The sequence below is a fragment of the Vagococcus jeotgali genome (genome assembly GCF_035918315.1).
In the GTDB taxonomy this organism is placed as follows: domain Bacteria; phylum Bacillota; class Bacilli; order Lactobacillales; family Vagococcaceae; genus Vagococcus; species Vagococcus jeotgali.
On the sequence record NZ_CP142146.1, the window covers coordinates 786,845 to 810,014 of the forward strand.

The following is a 23,170-nucleotide window of genomic DNA, read 5'->3' on the forward strand; positions in this document are numbered from 1 at the left end:
TTTAATGAGTAAAGTAAAAAAAGCAATTATACCAGCAGCAGGTCTTGGGACAAGATTTTTACCAGCAACAAAAGCAATGGCCAAAGAGATGCTACCAATTGTTGATAAACCAACAATTCAGTTTATTGTAGAAGAAGCAAGAGCTTCAGGAATTGAAGACATTTTAATTGTAACAGGAAAAGCAAAACGCCCAATTGAGGATCATTTTGATTCAAACTTAGAGCTTGAGATGAATTTAAAAGAAAAAGGTAAGACAGATCTATTACAAATGGTAGAAGAAACAACAGGCTTAAATTTACATTTTATTCGTCAATCACACCCACTAGGTTTAGGTCATGCTGTCTTACAAGCTAAATCATTTGTTGGTAATGAACCATTTGTTGTGATGCTTGGTGATGATTTAATGAGTGATGATATTCCTTTAACTAAACAATTAATTAATAATTATGATTCTATTCATGCATCAACGATTGCTGTTATGGAAGTTCCAGAAGAAGATGTTTCTAAATATGGTATTATTAATCCAGGTGAAGAAGTACAAAAAGACTTATATAATGTGAAAAATTTTGTTGAAAAGCCATCACAAAAAGATGCACCAAGTAACTTAGCTATTATCGGTCGCTATTTATTAACGCCTGAGATTTTTGAAGTGCTAGAAAAACAAAAACCAGGTGCTGGTGGTGAGATTCAGCTAACAGATGCTATTGATACACTAAACAAAACTCAACGCGTCTTTGCTCATAAATTTACGGGTATTCGCTATGATGTTGGTGATAAGTTTGGCTATATGAAAACAAGCATCGAATATGGACTAGAGCATCCACAAATCAAGGATGACTTAAAAGACTTAATTATTGAACTAGGTGCAAAATTAAGTAAAGAAGATGAAAAAAAAGCGAAAAAAGAAGTAAAAAAAGATAAATAAAAAGGTAGGAGGACTGGCTATTATAGTTAGTCCTTTATACGTTTTAAAGGAGTTCTTTATGAAAATTACTAAAGCTATTCTACATATTTTAGATAAAGATAGTAATCAGTTAATAGTATCTCAATCACCACTTGTACTAAGTGAGTTCTCAGTGAAAGAATATTTAAATTCTGTGACCAAAAGATTGGATAAAGGGGAATTTAAGTATGGTGTTTTATCAGAGAGTTCAGAAATGATGTCCTATATAAATGGACTAGATGAAGAGTTTGTTGGTCAGAGTCAACATATTGCCCAAATGGTCTTTGATAGTATGGCAATTAGTGAGGATACTCCTAGTGGGGACTTACTAGTTTGTATTCTGGAAAATGATAAACTTGAGAGATTCTTTTGTATGATTAAATTCAACTACAAACCAAGTTACACTCATATGGTTACTTATGAAGATGATATGATGCTCAATAACATCATCTTAAACAAAACTATTTTTCCTTCTACTACTCAAAAAATTGAAGAATGTGTGATTGTCAATTTAGATACTAAAGAAACTAAAATTATTGAGAAGAAATATAGCTTTGAAGGACAAAAGAGATTATTTTTTACAGAGAGACTGCTCCAAATAGACCCACCCCCAACAGTGAGTGAGAAATTAAAGATTGTCAAAAAGGCAGTGAAAGAAGTTGGTAAAAGATATAATGAAGATGAATATATTAGTATGAGTCAAACCCAGCAAGCTATTTTTGAGAGTATTGAATCAGAAGGGATTATTGATACTGAAAAAGTTGCAGAAGCTGTGTTTAAGGATAATCATGCAGCCAAAGATGAATACAGAGAAATAATCATTCAGACAAAATTCACTGAAGATATTCCAGAAAATATTCCTAAATATGAGAAAAAATATAGCAAGCAAAAATTTAAGCTAGATAACGGGATTGAATTATCTATTCCAAGTGATGTATTTAATGATCAAGATACAGTAGAATTTATAAATAATCCTGATGGGACTATATCTGTTATAATTAAAAATATTGAGGATATCATGAGTAGATTTTAACTAGTTTAGAAAATGAATAGGATGAGTCAAAAGTCATGTTACTCCGAGTAACTGAAGATAATGACCAGATAAAAAAAGGGCTGACCTTTGAGTCATCCCTTTTTTTTATCCTATTTTTACAAATGTGAACTAAAAAATTCAGCAGTATGCTCCATAATATCTGGCGTTAGTATATGTGGTTTATTCTCTCCTGTTTCATATACCATACCACGTCCAGAAGGTGTATCTTTATATTGCTTATAAAAGTCATGGCTACTTGAATAAGGGATCTTTATATCATCAGTGCCATGCCAAAAATATAAAGGTCTGCCAGCTAATGTTTCTGGTTGAGTATTTAAATCATAACGTGTTGTCCAAAATAGTATGTCTTCTAAGTCGTCTGGTACATTAACATGATACTTTCTTTTAGCTAATAATAGTCTATCAATAAACCCTTGGTAGCTTGGTGTTCCCATCAAAATACTAGCTACTTTTATTTCTGGATGTTTTGTTAATAACCCAGAAGTTGTCATGCCACCCATTGAAAAACCAGCAACACCAATTCTGTCATCTAAAATTAAATCACGTTTTAAATAATAATCAATAATTGTATCGAATTCGATTAAATTATGTTGAATACTTGACCAAAAAGCAAATGAAGGAATCATGGATTTTTTTTTCACTCGTCGTTCTCCGTGGTACATAGCATCAGGTAAGATAACACGTATTTTTTTAGCTGCTATTTTTCTAGCAGGAGTTAGCGCTAGTTCTTTTGATGTTTCCCAACCGTGGTAATAGATCACTAAAGGTAGAGCTTCATTTTTTAATTCATCAGATACGACCTCGATTGCTGGAATGTGTTCGATAGTTCGTTTCATTGTTGCTAATTTCAATCTATTCACCTCTCGTTACTTATTTATAGTAAGTATATATGGAAAATCATAAAAAATCAAAGAAAGTCGTTTATTAAATGATTTCATAAAAAAACTCTAATTAACTTGCTTGAAAGCTAGCTAATTAGAGAATTAATAGGTTAGAGCATGTCTTTAAAAACTACCGCTGCCACCGCCATGACTTGTTCCACTACCACCCATATGTGTGCTAGATCCACCGCCACCATTATTTGATGAGGGTTTTGGAACATGACGTTGAGTTACGACATCATAGACTTTTGTCGTGTTTGATTCTGTTAAGTCAAGGGAACTCATTTGCTGGTACGGATAATGATACTCGGATTTTTTAAGTAGATATTTTCTTGAAATCATGAGATACATGGCACCACCACAACCTAAGCCGAAAATAACAGCGATAGTCCATTTAGTAGGAGATAAGTATTTTACCTTAATACTTTTTCCTGTTTCTGGATCATAGGTGTATCCGTTAACTGGTCCTTTTTTAACATAATTGAAACTTTCATGAATGACATTAGATACTGCTTTTTCATAATCTCCCTCAACCATATCCGGTGTGATATGATCAATAATAGTTTGAATTCTATTATCATTTAGTATAGGAATCATATGACCTGTTGTAGAAATGTGAAATTTTCGATGTTCCATGTCGATGAGAAAGAGCATGCCATCTTTGGTATCATTAGTACCAAATGGGCCTTCATCATAAAAATTATCTGCGTAAGCTTCCCAATCCTCTCCCTTAGTATCTTCAGTAGTTACTAAGACAAAATCCATGTTAGTATCTTTAATAAAGGTATCAATTTCCTGTTGTAAGTGTTGTTTTTCAGAGGAATCAAATAAATTGGCCTCATCAAATATTCGGCTACTTTGTGCTAAGACCTGTCCTGAAAACCCTAATAAAATTAACAAACTAACAGCAAGTATGAGACAGTGCGAATATATTTTTTTCAAAATAACCAATACCCCCCTAATAGAACAATTAACATAATAATGACACCAAGAGTAAGAGATGCTCCTATTAATTTAGGTTTATTAATCGGCAGTTTACCACTCGTTTTTCCTGTCACGCCGTTCATAGCATAATAGTATGGGTTCATCTTGATTTCATGATTAGGATAAGTCACAATCCAAACAGGAAGCAATAGGTATTTGTTTGACTGATTAATTAAATTGATCTCTTTATTTTTCACATGAACACTAGTAAAACCATTAATTTGATTCTTTAATAAATTTTCAGTGTAATGAGACAATTCATTATTCACCCTTTGTTCAATCTGTGAAAACTCAAGATCACGTTTTTCTGCTTGGAATCCTGATAAAAATTTAGAATCAAAATTTGAAATATTTTCCATGGGAAATGGTTGAACTGACTCAATCATTAATTGCTTTTCGTTTTTTTGTAGGGCATTTTTAATTAAATCAAAGAACTTTGCACTACCGCCGCGACTAAGTTTATAGCGTCTAGTACGTGTATATTCAGTTTCTCCTACACGCCATATGGTTATTTTAGTACCTGTTGCTCTAATACGACCTTTAAACTGGGCATCAGTTTTCCAGTAAGGGAAATAAATACCGGTAATTTTATCGATTTGGGATGCATCGAAGAATCCTTTTGGAATAAATTTTTTCTTGTTTGTCCAATTAATAAAGGATTCTTTTGCTTGGTCTTTTGAAATAGCAAAGGGTAAAATATTATTAGGCAAAAATTCTCCTGATATTCTATCTTTTAATACAACAGGGTTATGGCAGTAATAGCAAAAAGTTGCTGCTGTAGTCTCGTCTGTTACAACCTCAGCTCCGCAGGAAGGGCAATCGTATAAATTAAATGTTTCATGACTTGTTTCTTGAATATTCTCTGCAGAAGTGACTTGCTCAGTTTCACTTAGGTCTGTTTCTGTAAAGACACTTAAACAATATTCACAGTGAAATTGTTGTTTTTCTGGATCAAATAATAAAGGCCCATCACAATTTGGACATTTATGAGATATGACACTTTCTGTCATATAACTACCTCCTTAATCTATCCTTTATAAAGGAAGTCCTTGAAATGCTTGTCCACATTCTGGACAAAATTTAGGGACCGTATCGACAATCATAATGATTTCATGACAATTAGCACATCTCATTTTTATTCCGACGCCTTGTTGAACAGGTTTTGCTTGTCCGCATTCTGAGCAAAACTTACCAGTATTTTCAGTTTGATCATTTGAACAAATCCAAATATCTGATTGAACAGGGTTAGCTTGTTGAACTTGTTCTTTCATTTGTTCATGGTTTTGTCTTGAGCTTTGGCTTAGATAATCACCAGATCCACCCATTCCCATATTGACTCCCATAAATCCTTGAACGCTACCCCCAGGGTTACTCCCAGCATCACGTAACCCTTCTGCAACAGAGCCTTGGACAAATCCTTCACGAATAGCAGCATCACCTAGCATCGCCCCTTTGTTTCGCATGTTAATTAGCTCTTTTGAATCATCCGTGTAAGAAATACTAGATACACCAACAGATACTACTTCCATACCACGTAGGTGAGTCCAGTCTTCATCTAATACACTAGACATGAATTTACTTAATTCCATACTTTTTGAGGAAATATAAGAGATTCGCTCACCAGCTTGAGACATTTGATTAATTGATGTTTGTAGAGCTGTTAAAAATTCTGATAAAAATTGATCGTTGATTTCAGAAATAGTGACACGTTGTTTATTTTTAGGTAAAACATTTGTATAAAAAAGAATGGGATCAACGATTTTAATTGAATAAGTGCCATGAGCACGTAAAAATAATTCTGCATTATAAAAATTATCAAAATAATTTAATGGTGCAGGAGTCCCAAATTTGATACCACGAATTTCTTGTAAATTGATGTAGACAACTTGTTGTCTTTGAGGAGGTAAGCCACCATATTTGAAGCGATTAAAAGATTCTGCAATGGATTCTTTTAAGCTACCACTAAACATAGATGGTGCTGATGCATTATCTACTGTGTAATAACCCTCTTCAGCAGTGTAATCAATAATTTTCCCACCATCAATTAGTAACATCATTGTATTTGGATAAACATAGACAACAGAACCATCTGAGATGAATCCTTCAGTCCCTTTTTTATTTCCTTGGCGTTTGCTATCTTTTCTAACTTGAACACCTGTAGTCATAACAATGTCATCGCTTAAATCAAATGGCTCAATGACTTCTAACCATTGATCAGCTAATCCGCCACCGATAGAATCTAAACCTGTTTTTATAAGTCCCATAAAAAGAGCTCCTTTACAAATAGTTTTGTTATTGGCTTAGTGTACCATAATAAAATATAGCTCACAATCGGCCATAAGTCTGATGATTTTTAAGCATAGAATTCGATGATACATATAGAAATAAATCATATTTTCCCTTATAATGAAGAGGATTGAATGATGGGAGGAGTGTTAATGTGAGTTATCAGGCATTGTATCGTGAGTGGCGTTCTCAGACCTTTGATGATTTGATTGGTCAAGGAATCGTAACTCAAACGTTAAAAAATGCGATCATGCAACAAAAAATATCACATGCTTACCTCTTTACAGGCCCTAGAGGAACAGGAAAGACAAGTGCCGCAAAGATTTTTTCAAAGGCAATTAATTGTTTAAACCCAGTAGACGGGGAACCTTGTAATGTGTGTCAAAACTGTATTGGTATTACAGAAGGAAGAATAAATGATGTACTAGAAATTGATGCAGCAAGTAACAATGGTGTGGAAGAGATACGCGATATTAGAGACAAAGTGAAATATGCCCCAACTCAAGTACCTTATAAAGTATATATTATTGATGAGGTACATATGCTTTCTACAGGTGCTTTTAATGCTTTGTTGAAAACACTAGAAGAGCCACCTGCTCATGTCATTTTCATACTGGCAACAACAGAGCCACATAAAATACCAGCTACAATAATTTCTAGGACACAACGTTTTGATTTTAAACGTATTAGTCAACATGATATTGAAGGAAGATTACGCTATATTTTAGAAGAAAAAGGCATGTCATTTGAAGAACAAGCTTTAAAATTAATAGCCAGATCAGCTGAGGGTGGTATGAGGGATGCTCTTAGTATTATGGATCAAGGTATTTCATATAGTGATGGTGTTCTAACTTTTTCTGATGCCATTGAAGTGACTGGTAGTTTGACCAATCAAATGATGGATGATTATCTACTAGCTTGCTCAAAAGGTGAAACAGAGGATGCTTTAGGTATCATGAATGATTTATTAACCGGTGGCAAAGAAAGTAATCGGATTATTGAAAATCTACTTGTTCATTGCCGAGATATTTTAATGTATCAACAAGCGCCTAATTTAGTATTAGAACAATTAGGACATGTGACAGATATTTTTAAAGAGCTTAGTGATACAGTCAAAACAGAAGTGTTGTATCAATGGATTTCAGAATTTAATAGTATTCAAAAAGATATGAGGTATACCCAACAAGCTTCGGTTTATTTAGAAGTATTAACAATAAAATTGAGTCATGAGCCGAGAAAAAATGTTAAACAGACTCAAGTAGTAGAAAAAGGAGTGTCACCTAGTGTTGAAGATGCTCATGTTCAGCAATTGACTCAAAGAGTGGTAGAGCTTGAAGGTATTGTTGAACAATTAAAAGCAACACCAACTTCTAGTCAATCCTTAAATCAACAGCCAAAACCAAAGGCTACTCAATATAAGATACCGACTGAATTGGTTTATCAAGTACTAGATAATGCAACTAAGGAACATTTACTAAATGTTAAAGATGTTTGGGTAGATTTACTACAATTACTAACTGTTACACAGCGAGCTATGCTTAAGGCTTGTGAACCAGTGGCAGCAAGTGAAAATGGGTTGGTTGTCTCTTTTGAATATGATATACTTTGTCAGAAAGCAAGTCATGATTCAGAATTGCAAACAGCAGTTAAATCTGGATTAAACCGCTTAATAGGGTATTCGCCAGTATTTATTAGTGTTCCAAGAGAAAAATGGGGTGAACTTAGACAACAGTTTATCTTACAAATGGATGACACCTCCGAGGGAACTTCTGACAAAGAAGAGGAAGCAAAAGTAGAGGTTGACCCTGTTGTTGATGAGGCTAAAAAAATATTTGGTAGTTTTACTGAAGTTGTAGAAGACTAAAAAAGAATTGGAGACGATAACAATGATGCGTGGTATGGGAAATATGCAAGGCATGATGAAGCAAGTTCAAAAAATGCAAAAAGAGATGACAGTAGCAAAAGCTGCACTAGATGAAAAAATCTTTGAAGGTGAAGCAGGAAATGGTTTAGTAAAAGTTGTTATGACTGGAGCAAAACAAGTGACTGATATTAAAATCAACCCAGACGTCTTAGATCCAGAAGATGCTGAGATGGTACAAGACTTAGTTATGGTAGCAACAAATCAAGTATTAGCCAATATTGATGCAGAAACAGAAAAAGTAATGGGCAAATATGCTAATACCATTCCAGGATTATAAAAAATAAAAATTGGATATCAAATGAGGAGCTGACTTTTACGTCAGCTTCTTTGGTGGAAAAGAGGAAGAGTCATGCATTATCCAACACCTATTGCAAAATTAATTGAAAGTTATATGAAATTACCAGGTATAGGTGCTAAAACAGCAACACGTTTGGCTTTTTATACGTTAAATATGAAAGAAGAAGATGTGACTGATTTTGCTAAATCATTGATTAGTGTCAAACGAGATTTACATTTTTGTGATATTTGCGGGAACATTACAGAACATGCAACGTGTGATATTTGCCGAAATACAAACCGGGATCGTTCGACCATTTTAGTTGTTGAAGAAACAAAAGATGTGATGTCTTTAGAGAAGGTGCGTGAGTACACAGGGCTTTATCATGTGTTACATGGTGTTTTATCACCAATGGATGGGACTGGTCCTGATGATTTAAATATAGCTAGTTTAATAAAGAGACTCCATGATACCGAGGTTAAAGAAGTGATTATTGCAACGAACGCTACAACAGATGGTGAGGCAACCGCGATGTATTTATCTCGTTTAATTAAACCATCAAGAATTAAAGTGACACGTTTAGCCCATGGTTTGGCTGTGGGGAGTGATATTGAATATGCCGATGAGGTGACGCTTTTAAAAGCTGTTGAAGGAAGAACCGAATTGTAGAGGAGATAAATTATGTCAGGATTATTTATAACAATTGAGGGACCAGATGGAGCAGGTAAATCCTCAGTGATTAAAGAATTAGCGAATATAATTGAAGCTAACAGTCAAATACCTGTTATTCTAACAAGAGAACCAGGTGGTATTCCCATTTCTGAGGAGATAAGAAAAATTATTTTAGATCCTAAAAATACTATGATGGATGAGAGGACAGAAGCCTTATTGTACGCAGCAGCTAGAAGGCAGCACTTGATTGAAAAAATCATTCCAAATCTAGAAGAGAACAATTTAGTACTTTGTGACCGATTTATCGATAGCTCCATTGCTTATCAAGGAGGAGCTAGAGGAATAGGTGAGCAAGAGATTAGAGAAATAAATGAGTTTGCAATTGAGGGAAGATGGCCAGATTTGACATTATATTTGGATATAGATGCTAAAACGGGTTTAGAAAGAATTGCAAAAGGGCGAGAAGTATCAGTTATTGACCGCCTAGATCAAGAATCTTTAGCTTTTCATGAATTAGTTCGTGAAACTTATTTGATGGGTCTGGAAAAAGAGCCTGAAAGAATTTTTTTAATAGATGCTTCACGGACCATAGAAGAGGTAACCAAAGCATGTTATGATTTAATTAAGGAACAATTTCCTGGATTATTTGTTAATTAAATGAGGAGGAGATGACTTATGAAATTACTGATAGCTATTATTCAAGATAAAGATTCTCAAGCGTTACAACAAGAGTTTAATAAGTCAAATGTTAGAGCAACAAAACTTTCAACAACAGGTGGTTTTTTAAAGGCTGGTAATACCACATTTATGATTGGTTTAGATGATGATAGAGTGGATGATGTGCTCCATCTAATTAAAGAAACGTGTCAATCCAGGTCACAATTTGTCACAACACCGATGTCACTAGAAATTGCTATGGATGCTCATAGTAGTGAACCTGTGGAAATTCAAGTAGGAGGAGCCACTGTGTTTGTCTTACCAACTGATGGCTTTCATCAATTTTAGATGGTACGATTAGGTGAGAGTGTGGAACAAAAGCAACCTTTGCTTTATAAACATTTAGGTAGGGTATTTCAAAAAGAGAATATAGCTCATGCTTATATATTTGAAGGTGCAGAAAGTAAAGAGTTAGAAGAGATCGCATTATGGGTATCTCAATCTATTTTATGTCGAGAAAAAACAGATGAATACCTGGCCTGTGGTGTGTGTCAACGTTGTACTAGAATTGTTGATGGTGATTATCCTGATATTCGTTTTTTATATCCTGATGGACAAACAATTAAGGTTGATCAAATTAGAGAAGTTAAGCAATTTTTTGCTGGAAGTGGTCTTGAATCAACTAAAAAAATCTTAATTATTAACCAAGCAGAGAAGATGACACCACAAGCAGCAAATAGTTTGTTGAAATTTATAGAAGAGCCAGTTGGGGATAGTTATATTTTCTTATTAACTCATAATGCTAGTATGTTACTACCTACAATTCAATCAAGATGTCAATTAGTGACACTACGTGATAGACCAAAATCACAGTTAAAAATAGAATTTCAACAAGCAGGTGTTTCAACTATTAATTTAGATTTATTATTGGAGATGACACAATCTGTAAATAAAGCAGTTGAATTATCAAATGATGAATGGTTTAATGAAGCTAGAGAACTTATTCAAAAATGGTTTTTTTATATGGAAAATCATGATTTACAAGCCTTTATTTTTGTTCAGCAACATCTAATGGCTCATTTTAAAGATAAACAAAATCAGATATTAATGTATGATATATTACTATATATTGTCCAAAAGAATTCTAAAAAAAAGGAATCATCTTCTTTTGATTATTTAAAAATGACACATTTAGTTTCAAATGCTAAGCAAAAATTAATTGCTCATGTTAGCTTTCAAAACGTATCTGAACAGCTATCTCTTAGAGCAATCAGGACTTGTTAGGAGGAATGGACTGTGGTAGAAGTAGTCGGTGTTCGTTTTACTCAAGTTGGTCGAATCTATTACTATAAACCAATTAAAGGTGAGACATATCATTATGGGCAAAAAGTTGTTGTTGAAATAAATAAAATTAAAGATATTGCAACGATTGTTATCCCAAATCGTGAAATGGATAAAAGAGATGTTCCTGATGAATTAAAACCTATTTTACAAGTGGCAACAGACAAGCAATTGATTCAAGAAGCAAAGAATCAAAAAGATGCTGAGAAAGCCTTTTTTATCGCTAAAGAAAAAATTAAGAAAAATAAACTTGATATGAAGTTAATTCAAGTAGAATATACACTAGATCGAAATAAAATGATGTTTAGCTTCACTGCTGATAATCGTGTAGATTTTAGAGAATTAGTGAAAGACTTAGCTGCTATTTTTAAAACCAGAATTGAATTAAAGCAAATTGGTGTGAGAGATGAGGCTAAAAAGCTTGGTGGTATCGGTCCTTGTGGGAGACCACTATGTTGTAGTACTTTTTTAGGTGATTTTGTGCCAGTCTCTATAAAAATGGCAAAGAATCAAAATTTATCATTAAACCCAACGAAAATATCTGGTTTGTGTGGTCGTTTGATGTGTTGTTTAAACTATGAAGACCAAGAATATGAGCGTTTGAGAAAAATGTTACCTGATTTTGGACAAAAAGTCATGACACCAGATGGACTTGGAAAAGTGATTGGCTTGAATATTTTAAGTGAAGTTATAAAAGTGAAATTGCAGGGTAGGGAAACACCTGTTGAGTATCAATATGACGAATTAATCGATAAACATAAAGAGGAAGAGATTCATGGATAAAATGAAACTATACGATGAGTTATTAATTGTTGAAAAACATCTTGGATCCATGCTGGCTCAAATAAAAGATATGAAAGATGTTGTTGATTCACTTGTAGAAGAAAATCTAAACTTAGAATTAGAAAATCAACATCTAAGAGATAAGTTAGCTAAGCAGGAACAAGCAGAAGATGATAAGCAAGAGTTATCAAAATCACGACTAAATTTAGAAAAACTATATGAACAAGGGTTTCATGTCTGCCGTGATTTTTACGGTTCTAGAAGAGAAAATCAAGAAGAATGTGTATTTTGTTCAAGTATGATTTATGGAAAGTGAAAAGGCTGAACCATAGCTGGTTTTGCCTTTTTTTGCTGATGAGAAGTTTAGGGGGATAGTCATGAAAATTCAAAAAAGTTATAAAGAGTCACAATTTGGTAAACTATATTTAGTGCCGACACCAATTGGCAATTTAAATGATATGACGTTTCGTGCCATTGAGACTTTAAAGAGTGTAGCTATTATTGCCAGTGAAGATACAAGAAATACTCAGAAATTATTGAATCATTTTGGTATAGAGACTAAGCAGACGAACTTACACGAACATAATATAAACCAAAAAAAAGAATCTTTAATCGAAGAACTCTTAAAGGGGCACTCTATTGCTCAAGTTAGTGATGCTGGAATGCCTTCTATTAGTGATCCAGGACATGAACTTGTTCTAGCAGCGATTGAGAAGGGAATATCAGTGATTTCCTTACCAGGAGCAACAGCTGGTGTCACAGCTCTCATTGCCAGTGGCTTGCCTGCTCAACCTTTTTATTTTTATGGTTTTCTACCAAGAAAAAGCAAAGAGCAACAAACGGTTTTACAAGAATTAATGAAGATTGATGGGACTATTATTTTTTATGAGTCACCACACAGAGTATTAAAGACATTATTAAATATAAAAACCGTTTCTCCTGAGGATACTAATGTTGTTTTATCTAGGGAGTTATCCAAGTTACACGAGGAATATGTTAGAGGCTCTATAGACGAGATGGTTTCTTATTTTGAGGAAAATCAAATAAAGGGTGAATGTTGTTTACTAGTTAGTTGGCCTAGTCAAAAAGAGTTAAGAGAACAGTTTGACCCTGATCTATCTGTTGTGTCCCATGTCAAACAATTGATAGAGCATGACAATAAGTCTTCAAAAGATGCAATCAAAGAGGTTGCTAAATTAAGAGGAATTAAAAAGCAAGATGTCTACAAGGAGTACCATTCAAATGAAAACCCTTAGTATAAGTGGAAAGTAACCCCTTTATGAAAATAAAAAATCTTGCATAATAGTATGGCTGTGATATAATTCTAAATGTATATGTACATTTTTTTGATTATATAATTCAGAATATTTCTGTTTAATTATTAGATGAAAATATGTATTCAAATAAAGTGCAGGGGAAATTGTGAGGTGGAATTTAGTTGTTTAATAAATGGTTAAAAAAACAAGAAGAAACTGAAAAAGAGACTGATGTGACAGAGGAACAAGTTGAAGAATTAGTCCAAGCTCAAAATGAGTTAGTAACGACTGGATCAGAAGACCTTTCATATGATAGCGATGATGAGGACGAGTATTATTATTACTACTATGAAGAGGATATGTTTGAAGATGTGAAAGATGTCTCAGATTATGATAAAGTACCTGAAGAAATTTATGATGACTCAAAACAGGTATATAATAGTCCTTTTGATGTTAGTGATAAACAAACAATAGAAGGTCATTTATATGAAGATGAGCTGTCAGTTAATGAAGAAATAACAGACATGAAAGAAGCTTTAGAAGAAGCTTCTGAAAAGTCAACCTTGCTTGAAGCTGAAAATGAGCAATTGCGTTCTCAATTAGATCAGTATAGTAGTTTAATGAAAGACTATGATACACAAATTGAATTAACAAAAGAGCTGACAGAGCAAAACAATTCTTTAGTAACTCAACTTGAGAAATCAGCTAAGTTAAGAGAAGAAACCACTAGATTAGAAGAACAACTTGCTTCATTTGATGGTTTGACAGAAAAGCAAGACGAATTAGAAAAGCATAATCAAGAATTACGAACAACTGTTGAGACGTTGATGAATGATATAGATGTGATGAGAGCAAACTCTGATGCTAAGGAAGAAGAATTTGTTAATTCCCTAAAATTAGTTGAAGAAAAAGATCAAGAAATCAAGAAACTAACAGAATTACTACGCTTAGCAGAGGCAAATGTTCAAGAAGATGAACAGGCTGTCAATGAATTGAAACATGAACTTACAACAAACCAAACCCTTGTTTTAGAGCAGACAGAGACAATTGAAAACTTAACACGTGACAAGGAACAAGTACTAGCTAAAAATACTGAATTAGAAGCTACAATTGCAACTAAAGAACAAGAAATGAATCAATCAGCTGAGTTATTACGTTTAGCAGAAGAAAATGCGCAACAAAAAGATCAAGTAGTGACAGAGTTGAAACAAGAAATCACAACAAGTCAAGAACTTATCTTAGAGCAAGCAGAGACTATCGAGACATTAACAGAATTATTACATTCAACTGAGTCAAATGCTGAAGAAGATGAACAAATAGTGACAAAACTCAAACAAGAAATTTCAACAAGTCAAGCTCTTATTTTAGAGCAGACAGCTGCCATTGAGCAATTGACACGTAACCATGAGCAAGTATTAGCTAAAAATGTTGAGTTACAAACAAGTCTAGATGAGTTAACAAGTGAATTGTTGAAATTTGAAGATGTTAAACGTGTTGTCACTGATTTAGAAGAGCAATTACAAGCCTCTAAGTCTTTAGAGACAAGAATCACAAAACAGTATGAAGATGAGTTAGAAAATGTTATCCTTGCTAAGGAAGAATTAAAGAAAATGGAACAGGAGTTAACTGACATGACAGAAAACCTTGAAAACCAATTAGATCAAACAGAAAAATTGGAGAAAGAATTACAAGAATTAAGAGAAAACCAACGTGTGATTAATGAATTAGAGAAAGAAATTAACAATATGCGCACACAACAAGAGCGTCTGTCAACAGATTTAACAGAACTAAGTATTGAAAAATCAAAAGCAGCAGCTTTAGCACATGAGGTAGAAGAATTGAAAGCGCAAAAATCTCCTGAAACAGACCGTTTACAAGATGAGTTAAGAAGAGTTAAAGAAGAGTTAAGAATTACTAAACTTAGAGCAGATAACCAATCAGGAACAAATCAATCTGATATTGCACAAGTGATGATTGAAGCACAAGCTAAAGCTCGTGAAATCGTTGATGTAGCAAATTACGAAGCAAAACGTCGTATTGCAGATGCAGAAACAGAATTAAGTGTTGTAAGTCAAGAAGCTCGTAATTACTACCGAAAACTAGAAACAATTAAATTTGAATCTGAAGTAGTCTTTTCAGAGTTATTAAGAAAATTAGAATCAATTGGAGAAATTGATCGATTGTAATTAAAAGAGGTGAACGATCTTGAAGTTAAGTAAAGAAAATAAACAGTTTAAATTTAAAATGTTAAATGTATTTATTGGGACAGGTATGACATTGTCATCACTTTGTATACCAGTAATTGAAACGATTGCCATAGCCGATATAGATCGACCAGCCAATGAAACGTCATATTCATCACTGAATTTGCCATATCCAACAGCAAGTTCTGCCATGCTTGACGGGGTTCTTGTGAGTAATAGTATGTCAACAGTAGGACCTATATCTGACATGCAAACTAGTGAATCAGATATAGAAAGTGAAGAGGTTGAGGATTCTTCTAGTGTTATAGAAGAATCCTCAGACGACTCATCAACTGAGGAAACAACAAAACCAAGTAGTGACACAAGTAGTTCAAATAATGGTACTAATTCAACAGAATCGACAACTAAACCATCAGAGTCAAAACCTAGTGTAAAACCTGATACAAAGCCAAGTGATAGTAGTAATAATAGTTCAAATTCATCTTCTGACTCTTCACAATCTCAGTCTAGTGGATCATCATCTTCTAAAGATAGGGAAAAGCCAAATGCCAAACCTAATCAAAAAAATGATGATAAAAAGCCTAAAAAAGAAAATCAAGCACCAATTGTTTTTTCTAGAAATCAGTCTACGGCTGAATTTATTGAAGAAATTGGTGAATCAGCAAGAGAGATTGGTCAAAAGAATGATTTGTACGCATCAGTTATGATAGCACAAGCTATTTTGGAAAGTGGTTCTGGAAATAGTGGTTTAGCTAGAAAGCCAAATTATAATTTGTTTGGTATTAAGGGTTCGTATAAAGGTAATTTCGTAGAGATGCCAACTCTTGAAGATGATGGTAGTGGCGGTATGTATACTATCTCAGCTAAATTTAGAAAATACCCTAGCTATAAAGAATCTTTAGGGGATTATGCGATGCTGATGAGTGGTGGAGTTTCTGGAAGCTCTACTTTTTACCGAGGAGCATGGAAGTCTACAACTAAAAATTATGGTGAAGCAACACGTTATTTAACAGGGCGTTATGCAACAGATACAAGGTATTATGAAAAATTAAATGCCTTAATCGAAACCTATGATTTGACTCAGTATGATGAAAAAAAATCATCTCCTAAAAAAGAGAAAAAAGTGAAGGCAACTGAGGAATTTATTAAAGAAATTGCTCCTTCAGTGGAACGTATTGCTGATAATAATGATTTATATGCCTCAGTTTTAATAGCTGAAGCAATTATGAAAAGTAGCTCTGGTAATCATTCTTTAATGAAGGAAAACAATATCTATCAAGTTTATGGAAAAGATAAAGATCACAATGTTGAGATGGACGCTTTGAAAGTTGAAAAAGAAGATATTTCTTTAACTAAAGAGAACTTTAAAATTTATGATTCAGTAGATGATGCTATTGAGGATCATGTGAAGATATTTAAGCAAGATGAGAAAGTGTTTGAAGAGATGACTCGTTCGAAAAAAGATTCACCTCGTAAAGTAACAGCTTTTTTAACAGCACAAAATCAGGAAGATCGTAAATATCATCGTCGTTTAAATGGTTTAATAAACACCTACGATTTAACTCAATATGATAAGCCAAGTTTAGCTTCTAAGAAGAAAAATGAGAGCAAACAAACAGCTAAAGAGTCTAAAGACAAGCAAAAACAAACTGATGATTCTATTAATTTAGTGAATGATCTAGGGTTTAATATGGTCAACAAGCTGACAGAAAGCTTAAATCAACCGAAAAAATATTCAATTAGCGCAAGATAAGAATTAGTTGTAAATAATAAATGCTAAAATTATTTAAGTTCTTGGCTATTTATATAGAGTGTAGATAAAAGAGAGATTGGTTTAAATAAAATGTACCCTATAGATTGGACACGAAAAAAAAGCGTGCCTTCTATGGGGTATTTTTATATGATAAATAAAAAGGACGTGACTAAAATGGGTATTAATAAATTTACCACTGAAGAAATTGAAGAGTTAAAACAAAATCCATATGTCAAACGAGTGAGCAGTTCTTCGATAACTTACACAAAAGAATTTAAAGAATTATTTGTGCTCAAACACTCTGAAGGGCAGTTACCCCATCAAATTTTTAGTGATGCTGGATTTGATATTACTGTGTTGAAACAGCGTAGAATTAATACTGCCAGCCACAGGTGGCGCGAAAAAGCAAAACAAGGAGAAAATCTAGAAGATTTACGACTTGGCAATAGTGGTCGCCCAAGACACAAAGAGTTAACTGAAAAAGAAGAATTAAAACGCTTAAAAGCAGAAGTGGCTTATCTAAAAGCTGAAAATGATTTTTTAAAAAAGCTAGAACAAGCAGAGAGAGAGGCGATTTGGAAAGCAAACTCACGGTCCACGAAAAATTCGAAGTCATAAGAAGACTCAGAGAGAAACATCAGAAAGTAACACAGGTGAAGCACCTGTGCCAGCTAGCAGGAGTGTCTCGTTCGGGTTACTATCATTACCTCCAAACATGCTTAGAGGCCTCTATTAAAAATCACCAAGATTACTCAGACTATACCTTGATTCTAGAAGCATACCGATTCAAGAACCGAAATAAAGGTGCTCGTTTAATCAAGATGACATTAGAAAAATACTTTAATACAGTCATGAACCTAAAAAAGATTAGACGTTTAATGAAAAAATTTAATCTTGTTTGTCCTATCAGAAAAGCAAATCCTTATCGACGAATGGCAAAAACACTCGGCACTAGTAACCATCATCCAAACCATCTTAATCGCCAATTCAATCCACCAAAACCTAGAAAGATATTTTTGACAGATATCACCTATCTACATTATCAAAATAAGCATGCTTATCTTTCAACAATTAAAGATAGTTGTACAAAAGAAATTGTAGCTTATCGTGTTTCACCAAACTTAAAACTTGATTTTGTTTTAGAAACATTAGAAGATTTGACTCCGTATCTAACGAACAGAGAAGAGTCAACTGCTCTCATTCATTCTGATCAAGGATGTCACTATACATCCAATGGATTTCAATCGCGAGTGAAAGAACTAGGTTTAATTCAATCAATGTCCCGTAGGGGCAACTGCTGGGACAATGCACCGCAAGAATCCTTTTATGGTCATATGAAAGATGAACTAAATCTTGACGCCTGTGTGACTTATGATGATGTTGTCACAGAAGTAGACGACTACATGGATTACTACAATCATTACCGTGGTCAGTGGACACTAAACAGAATGACGCCGCAGAGCTACTATGAATCGTTATGCACATAAAAAAGATGACTTCCTCTTTAGGAAATCATCTTGATGACAGACGAACTCTTTTTTATTATGTCCTTGACATAGGGTACATTTTAAAATGGCCAGTCTCTTTTTTATTTAGTGAAATTCTTTACAGTTGATAGTCAGACTGATAATATTAAACTACTATGATACATAATGGAAGAGATGTGAAAATATGTCTAAAGAAATACTACCAGGTGCTACCATTGGCATAATTGGCGGAGGTCTTGTGGCCTACTACTTGACTTTATCAGCTAAACAGATGGGATATAAAGTGGCTATTCTTTCAGATGATAAAGAGTGTCTAGCTGGAACATTGGCTGATAGTCATTTTAATAGTCATGTGAATGATATTTCTATGTTATTTAACTTAATGAAAGTAGCTGATGTTATCACCAATGTGTCAGATGATTTAAAAACTGAACATTTAAATTATCTTTCTCGGGAAAGTTATATTCCACAGTATGCTTATGCAGATGATATTTCCCAAAATAGAGTACTAAAAAAAGAGTTTTTAGACAACCATTCAATCAATATAGCACCTTTTATGATTGCCAGTTTGGTGTCAGATGTTAGACAAGCTGCTGAGGATATTGGTTACCCATGCGTTGTTAAAACAAACAAAAGGTATCAATCTAAAAATGAAAGAACCATTGTACTAACTAGTCCTAAAGATGTAGATAAAGCCGTTCCTTTAGTACAAAAAGGTTTATGTATAGTAGAATCTTTTATAGACGTAACAAGCGAATGGCAATTATCAATAGCCGTTGATACACAAGGTCGCTATAGCTTATTTCCTTTAGTTAGAATTGTACCAACAGAAATATCAGGTAGCCATTATGTTAATGCAGCCAAAGAGTGGCCTAATCTTGATAATGAGATTGTGGAGCAGATGACATTAATTATTCAAGTCATTGCTTTAGAATTGAATGTATGTGGTGTACTCAATGTGAGTTTCTTTTTAACTGAAGAAAATAATCTATATGTTAATAGTATTACCACTCATCCAAATGAATATAGTTTATCAACTGTTAAAGCTTGTGACTTTTCAGTGTATGATCTTCATATAAGAAGTATTTGTGGGTTATCTCTACCAAAAGTAAGCGTTTTTTCTTCTGCTTTATTAATTCCTATTTTAAATATTGAAATGGATTCATTAAATAGTTTAATAGTATCAAAACCTTATTGGCAATTTGATTTATCTTCTTATTTTCATATAGAGGAACAGCTTGGACTTGTTCAAATCTTTCCTAAAAATGTGAATGAAACGATTCAAGAAGTAAAGTATTCTGGCTTAATCAAAAACGTTGAAGATTTTCAAGGGAGGTATGATTAGTGAGAAAAAGTAAATCCCAAGATTATGCGTATCATATGATTAAACATAATATTGAGTCTGGAAAATGGCCTGATGAATTTCATTTGATTGAACAAGATATTGCTGATCAATTAAAGATGAGCCGTACACCTATTAGGGAAGTCATTCTGCGTTTAGAAATAGAAGGATTTGTTAAGAGAGTAGCTAATAAAGGTGTCGTTGTATGTCAACATACTATTTCTGCAAAAGAATTCATTGAGAGAACCCAGTTGTTAGAGTTATTGTGTTCTCAGTATATTTACCAACTACAAATAAAGGAATACACGATTAGCCAAGATATGCTAGAAAGTCAGTTATCTTATATCACAGCTCAAGAGGAGGAGTCAAAGGAGCAGTATTTGTCTTTATGGGATACTCTTATAGGACCTCTAGAAAATAGTGTGATGAAACAAATTATTATGGAAATTGTTAGAAAAATGACATTTGTAGAATTTCCCCATGCATCCCTTGATTTTTTATACGAAGAAACGATTAAATTATTTAATGGTATTTTAATAGCATTTAGTCAGAAAAATTATGAAAAAGCTAGAAAGTTAGTTAGAGTATATGTCAATCGGTTAAATTTAGAACTGATTGATCAACAAATTTAAGGAGAGTTAGTAATGAAAAAAATTCAAATAGGACAATCAGATATTGTGTCTTCACAAATTGCCTTAGGATGTATGCGTATGGCAGATTTAGGAGTAAACAAGGCTAGTGAGGTCATTGAAACAGCAATTGATTCAGGTATTAATTTTTTTGATCATGCTGATATTTACGGTTCAGGACAGTCTGAAATTATTTTTAGTCAGGCACTAAAAAATAGTGATATAAGTAGAGATGATCTCATTATCCAATCCAAGTGTGGTATACGTGATGGTTTTTATGATTTTTCAAAAGATCATATTATTCATTCTGTTGAAGGAATTTTAGAGCGACTAGATACAGATTACTTAGATATTTTGGCTCTTCACAGACCAGATGCTCTAATAGAACCAACAGAAGTAGCAGAAGCTTTTTATCAATTAAAAAAATCAGGAAAAGTTAATTATTTTGGTGTAAGTAATTTTTCTACGTCCCATGTCGATTTGCTACAACAAGCTTTATTTGATAAATTGGTTGTTAACCAACTTCAATTTGGATTAAAACATGCTGGTATGGTGGCTCATAATATGAATGTTAACATGGAAAATGAAACAGGTATTAACCGTGACGGAGCAGTGTTAGATCATATGCGTATGAAAAATATAACAATTCAAGCGTGGTCACCGTTTCAATATGGTTATTTTGACGGAGTATTTATTGACCATCCAGATTTTATAAAGTTAAATAACTCCTTAGAAAAATTAGCTCAAAAATATCATGTAACCAAAAATGGTATTGCTATTGCTTGGATTAGCAGACATCCAGCTAACATTCAAACGATTATTGGAACAATGAATACAGGTAGAATTAAAGAAGTGACAGATGCTTCAGATGTAGTATTAACTAGACAAGAATGGTATGAATTGTACCAAGCAGCAGGATTTAACTTATTGTAATTGATTTTATTGGAGGAATTTTGGTGGAGGTAGAAATAAAAGAAGTTGTGAAGCATTATGGTAAACGAGAAGTATTATCTATTGATTATATGACATTTACAAAAGGTAAGGCATATGGGGTTATTGGGCCTAATGGAGCTGGTAAAACGACACTTTTTAAATGCATTACTAATATTATTACTGACTATACAGGGGAAGTATTGATTGATGGTCAATCTGTTAAAGAGAATAATGATATTTTATCTCATGTTGGTATTGTTCTAGATGGAACAAGTGTTTATAAAGATAGAACAGGTTGGTTTAACATTGAGTATTTTTCTGGATTACGTGGTAATTTTGATTCTGAAAAAGCGGAACTACTAGCACGAGAATTAGAAATTTCTGAATATTTAAATGGGAAAGTTAAATATTATTCTTATGGGATGATTAAAAAATTAATATTATTAATTGCCTTATTACATGATCCGAAGATTTTGATTTTAGATGAGCCATTTAGAGGTCTTGATAGCGATTCTGTAAAATGGTTTAAGTTCTATTTAAAACAAATGACAGTGAAGGGAATGATATTAATTATTTCAAGTCATGTCAAAAGCGATATTGAGTCATTATGTGATGATGTCTTTGTTTTAATGAAAGGTCATTTAGAAAAAGAAATTTCACTCACTGATATGAAAGATAAATTAGTCAGAGATATTGAGACTACTAATCAAACAGGTTTTATAGCTATTTTAGAAATGATCAACTATTACTATCAGATTTTAGATAATGGTTATGTCAGATTAAATATAAAAGACGATCGTTGGTCTGATGTTAAAAGGCAGTTAGATTCCCAAAAAATTGAGATTCTTGAGATGAAAAAGGAAAACATACTTGAGAGTCACTTAAATAAGGGGGAAGAATAATATGACTGCAGGACATATTTTCAAGATGGAGCTTTTTAAATATTTAAGAGATAAAACTTATTTAATGATTACTGGGATATTAGCTATCATCAATGTGTTTATTACAATTTATTTTACATATATACTAGATAGTTATGTTCAATTTAATATAAGTACCGGTTCAGGTTTCTTTGGTTTTATGATGATATTTACGATATTATCTATTTTTGCTAATGTTGTGTTTATGTTTTTATACCCATTTCATTTGATGTCAATGGATTATCGTAATAATGTTATGAGTATGCTAGTCGCCTCTGGTGTTAACCGAACCCGGTTATTTTTTGCTAAGATAGGTGCAACGTTGTTATGGAGTATTGGTATTTCAGTTGTTTTAGTTTTCTTCCCGGCTCTAATTATTTTATTAAAATTATCTCAATTAACGGATATTCAAATAATAGTTAGTAGTATTGTGCAAGGGGTAGATGCTAGTGGAGTATCTATGCTAGGTTTAATAGTATCAAGTGTTATCTCATACATTAACAGTTTAGTTATTATTGCGACAGCTGTAATTATGTTAAAAGGTAATAATTCAACTTTCTTTTTATTTATTGGGTTGACGATGCTTCAATCAGTGGTAATAAGTTTGTTTAATAGTATTCCGAATCATTTTGATTTTTCAGTGTCAGGAATGATTATTTTTAGTAATTTACTACTTATAGCAAGTACGCTAATATTTATAATTATATCTTTACGAATTATGAAAAAACAAAGTTTATAGAGGATTATATACTGTTAAGTAAAAGATAGCTTTTTAGCTGTCTTTTTTATTTGTTTTAATATATAACATAGTCCAATATAGGTAAATCGTGTATACCAATTTTAT

Annotated in this window: 22 protein-coding genes and 1 pseudogene; 19 read left to right on the plus strand and 4 right to left on the minus strand. The window is 33.1% G+C overall.

What is annotated here, in order from left to right:
• Window positions 1-4: 4 nt before the first annotated feature.
• Entirely contained in the window at window positions 5-925 is a 921-nt protein-coding gene (galU, locus tag VSF34_RS04120) for a UTP--glucose-1-phosphate uridylyltransferase GalU (RefSeq protein WP_326717784.1), read from the plus strand.
• Window positions 926-983: 58 nt separating this feature from the next.
• Window positions 984-1,976 carry a nucleoid-associated protein gene (locus VSF34_RS04125; RefSeq protein ID WP_326717785.1) on the plus strand — a complete coding sequence of 331 codons (993 nt, stop codon included), beginning with the start codon at window positions 984-986 and terminating at the stop codon, window positions 1,974-1,976.
• A gap of 116 nt (window positions 1,977-2,092) precedes the next feature.
• Here VSF34_RS04125 and VSF34_RS04130 read toward each other — a convergent pair whose 3' ends face one another.
• From VSF34_RS04130 to VSF34_RS04145, 4 genes are all read right to left on the minus strand, one after another.
• Window positions 2,093-2,833, minus strand: a complete 741-nt coding sequence (locus tag VSF34_RS04130; RefSeq protein WP_370659279.1) for an alpha/beta fold hydrolase — start codon at window positions 2,831-2,833, stop codon at window positions 2,093-2,095.
• Between the two features lie 168 nt (window positions 2,834-3,001).
• A complete protein-coding gene (locus VSF34_RS04135; protein WP_326717787.1) occupies window positions 3,002-3,820 on the minus strand; it encodes a TPM domain-containing protein in 819 nt (272 codons plus the stop codon).
• Window positions 3,817-4,872 carry a TFIIB-type zinc ribbon-containing protein gene (locus VSF34_RS04140; protein WP_326717788.1) on the minus strand — a complete coding sequence of 352 codons (1,056 nt, stop codon included), beginning with the start codon at window positions 4,870-4,872 and terminating at the stop codon, window positions 3,817-3,819. The genes VSF34_RS04135 and VSF34_RS04140 overlap by 4 nt, the downstream gene beginning before the upstream one ends.
• A 24-nt stretch (window positions 4,873-4,896) precedes the next feature.
• Window positions 4,897-6,126 carry an SPFH domain-containing protein gene (locus VSF34_RS04145; protein ID WP_326717789.1) on the minus strand — a complete coding sequence of 410 codons (1,230 nt, stop codon included), beginning with the start codon at window positions 6,124-6,126 and terminating at the stop codon, window positions 4,897-4,899.
• A 176-nt stretch (window positions 6,127-6,302) separates the two neighbouring features.
• Here VSF34_RS04145 and dnaX point away from each other — a divergent pair, with 176 nt between their 5' ends.
• The 17 genes and pseudogenes from dnaX (at window position 6,303) to VSF34_RS04230 (ending at window position 23,065) form a co-directional block, all read left to right on the plus strand.
• Window positions 6,303-8,012, plus strand: a complete 1,710-nt coding sequence (dnaX, locus tag VSF34_RS04150; RefSeq protein ID WP_326717790.1) for a DNA polymerase III subunit gamma/tau — start codon at window positions 6,303-6,305, stop codon at window positions 8,010-8,012.
• Between the two features lie 22 nt (window positions 8,013-8,034).
• Entirely contained in the window at window positions 8,035-8,349 is a 315-nt protein-coding gene (locus tag VSF34_RS04155) for a YbaB/EbfC family nucleoid-associated protein (RefSeq protein ID WP_326717791.1), read from the plus strand.
• Window positions 8,350-8,421: 72 nt separating this feature from the next.
• Entirely contained in the window at window positions 8,422-9,018 is a 597-nt protein-coding gene (gene recR, locus VSF34_RS04160; protein WP_326717792.1) for a recombination mediator RecR, read from the plus strand.
• A gap of 12 nt (window positions 9,019-9,030) precedes the next feature.
• Window positions 9,031-9,678, plus strand: a complete 648-nt coding sequence (tmk, locus tag VSF34_RS04165) for a dTMP kinase (protein WP_326717793.1) — start codon at window positions 9,031-9,033, stop codon at window positions 9,676-9,678.
• 18 nt (window positions 9,679-9,696) lie between these two features.
• Window positions 9,697-10,026, plus strand: a complete 330-nt coding sequence (darA, locus tag VSF34_RS04170) for a cyclic di-AMP receptor DarA (RefSeq protein WP_326717794.1) — start codon at window positions 9,697-9,699, stop codon at window positions 10,024-10,026.
• Between the two features lie 21 nt (window positions 10,027-10,047).
• A complete protein-coding gene (locus VSF34_RS04175; RefSeq protein WP_326717795.1) occupies window positions 10,048-10,962 on the plus strand; it encodes a DNA polymerase III delta subunit-related protein in 915 nt (304 codons plus the stop codon).
• A gap of 12 nt (window positions 10,963-10,974) precedes the next feature.
• Window positions 10,975-11,802 carry a PSP1 domain-containing protein gene (locus VSF34_RS04180; RefSeq protein ID WP_326717796.1) on the plus strand — a complete coding sequence of 276 codons (828 nt, stop codon included), beginning with the start codon at window positions 10,975-10,977 and terminating at the stop codon, window positions 11,800-11,802.
• Window positions 11,795-12,118 carry a DNA replication initiation control protein YabA gene (locus VSF34_RS04185; protein ID WP_326717797.1) on the plus strand — a complete coding sequence of 108 codons (324 nt, stop codon included), beginning with the start codon at window positions 11,795-11,797 and terminating at the stop codon, window positions 12,116-12,118. Before VSF34_RS04180 ends, VSF34_RS04185 begins: the two co-directional genes overlap by 8 nt.
• A 61-nt stretch (window positions 12,119-12,179) precedes the next feature.
• Window positions 12,180-13,058, plus strand: a complete 879-nt coding sequence (gene rsmI / locus VSF34_RS04190) for a 16S rRNA (cytidine(1402)-2'-O)-methyltransferase (RefSeq protein WP_326717798.1) — start codon at window positions 12,180-12,182, stop codon at window positions 13,056-13,058.
• Window positions 13,059-13,240: 182 nt separating this feature from the next.
• The gene (locus VSF34_RS04195) at window positions 13,241-15,244 is read left to right on the plus strand and encodes a coiled-coil domain-containing protein (protein WP_326717799.1); all 2,004 of its coding nucleotides are present in this window, start codon (window positions 13,241-13,243) and stop codon (window positions 15,242-15,244) included.
• 19 nt (window positions 15,245-15,263) lie between these two features.
• Window positions 15,264-17,015: a glucosaminidase domain-containing protein gene (locus VSF34_RS04200; protein ID WP_326717800.1), complete on the plus strand. Its 1,752-nt coding sequence runs from the start codon at window positions 15,264-15,266 to the stop codon at window positions 17,013-17,015.
• A gap of 174 nt (window positions 17,016-17,189) precedes the next feature.
• Window positions 17,190-18,502 (plus strand): annotated as a pseudogene (locus tag VSF34_RS04205) (IS3 family transposase).
• Window positions 18,503-18,686: 184 nt separating this feature from the next.
• On the plus strand, window positions 18,687-19,847 hold the full coding sequence (locus tag VSF34_RS04210) for an ATP-grasp domain-containing protein (RefSeq protein ID WP_326717801.1): 1,161 nt from the start codon (window positions 18,687-18,689) through the stop codon (window positions 19,845-19,847).
• On the plus strand, window positions 19,847-20,476 hold the full coding sequence (locus VSF34_RS04215; protein WP_326717802.1) for a GntR family transcriptional regulator: 630 nt from the start codon (window positions 19,847-19,849) through the stop codon (window positions 20,474-20,476). Before VSF34_RS04210 ends, VSF34_RS04215 begins: the two co-directional genes overlap by 1 nt.
• Before the next feature lie 12 nt (window positions 20,477-20,488).
• Window positions 20,489-21,406: an aldo/keto reductase gene (locus tag VSF34_RS04220; RefSeq protein WP_326717803.1), complete on the plus strand. Its 918-nt coding sequence runs from the start codon at window positions 20,489-20,491 to the stop codon at window positions 21,404-21,406.
• 23 nt (window positions 21,407-21,429) lie between these two features.
• Window positions 21,430-22,308 (plus strand): ATP-binding cassette domain-containing protein, encoded by an 879-nt coding sequence (locus tag VSF34_RS04225; RefSeq protein ID WP_326717804.1) that lies wholly within the window; start codon window positions 21,430-21,432, stop codon window positions 22,306-22,308.
• 1 nt (window position 22,309) lies between these two features.
• Window positions 22,310-23,065, plus strand: coding sequence for an ABC transporter permease (locus VSF34_RS04230; RefSeq protein ID WP_326717805.1), 756 nt, complete (start codon window positions 22,310-22,312; stop codon window positions 23,063-23,065).
• Window positions 23,066-23,170: the final 105 nt, after the last annotated feature.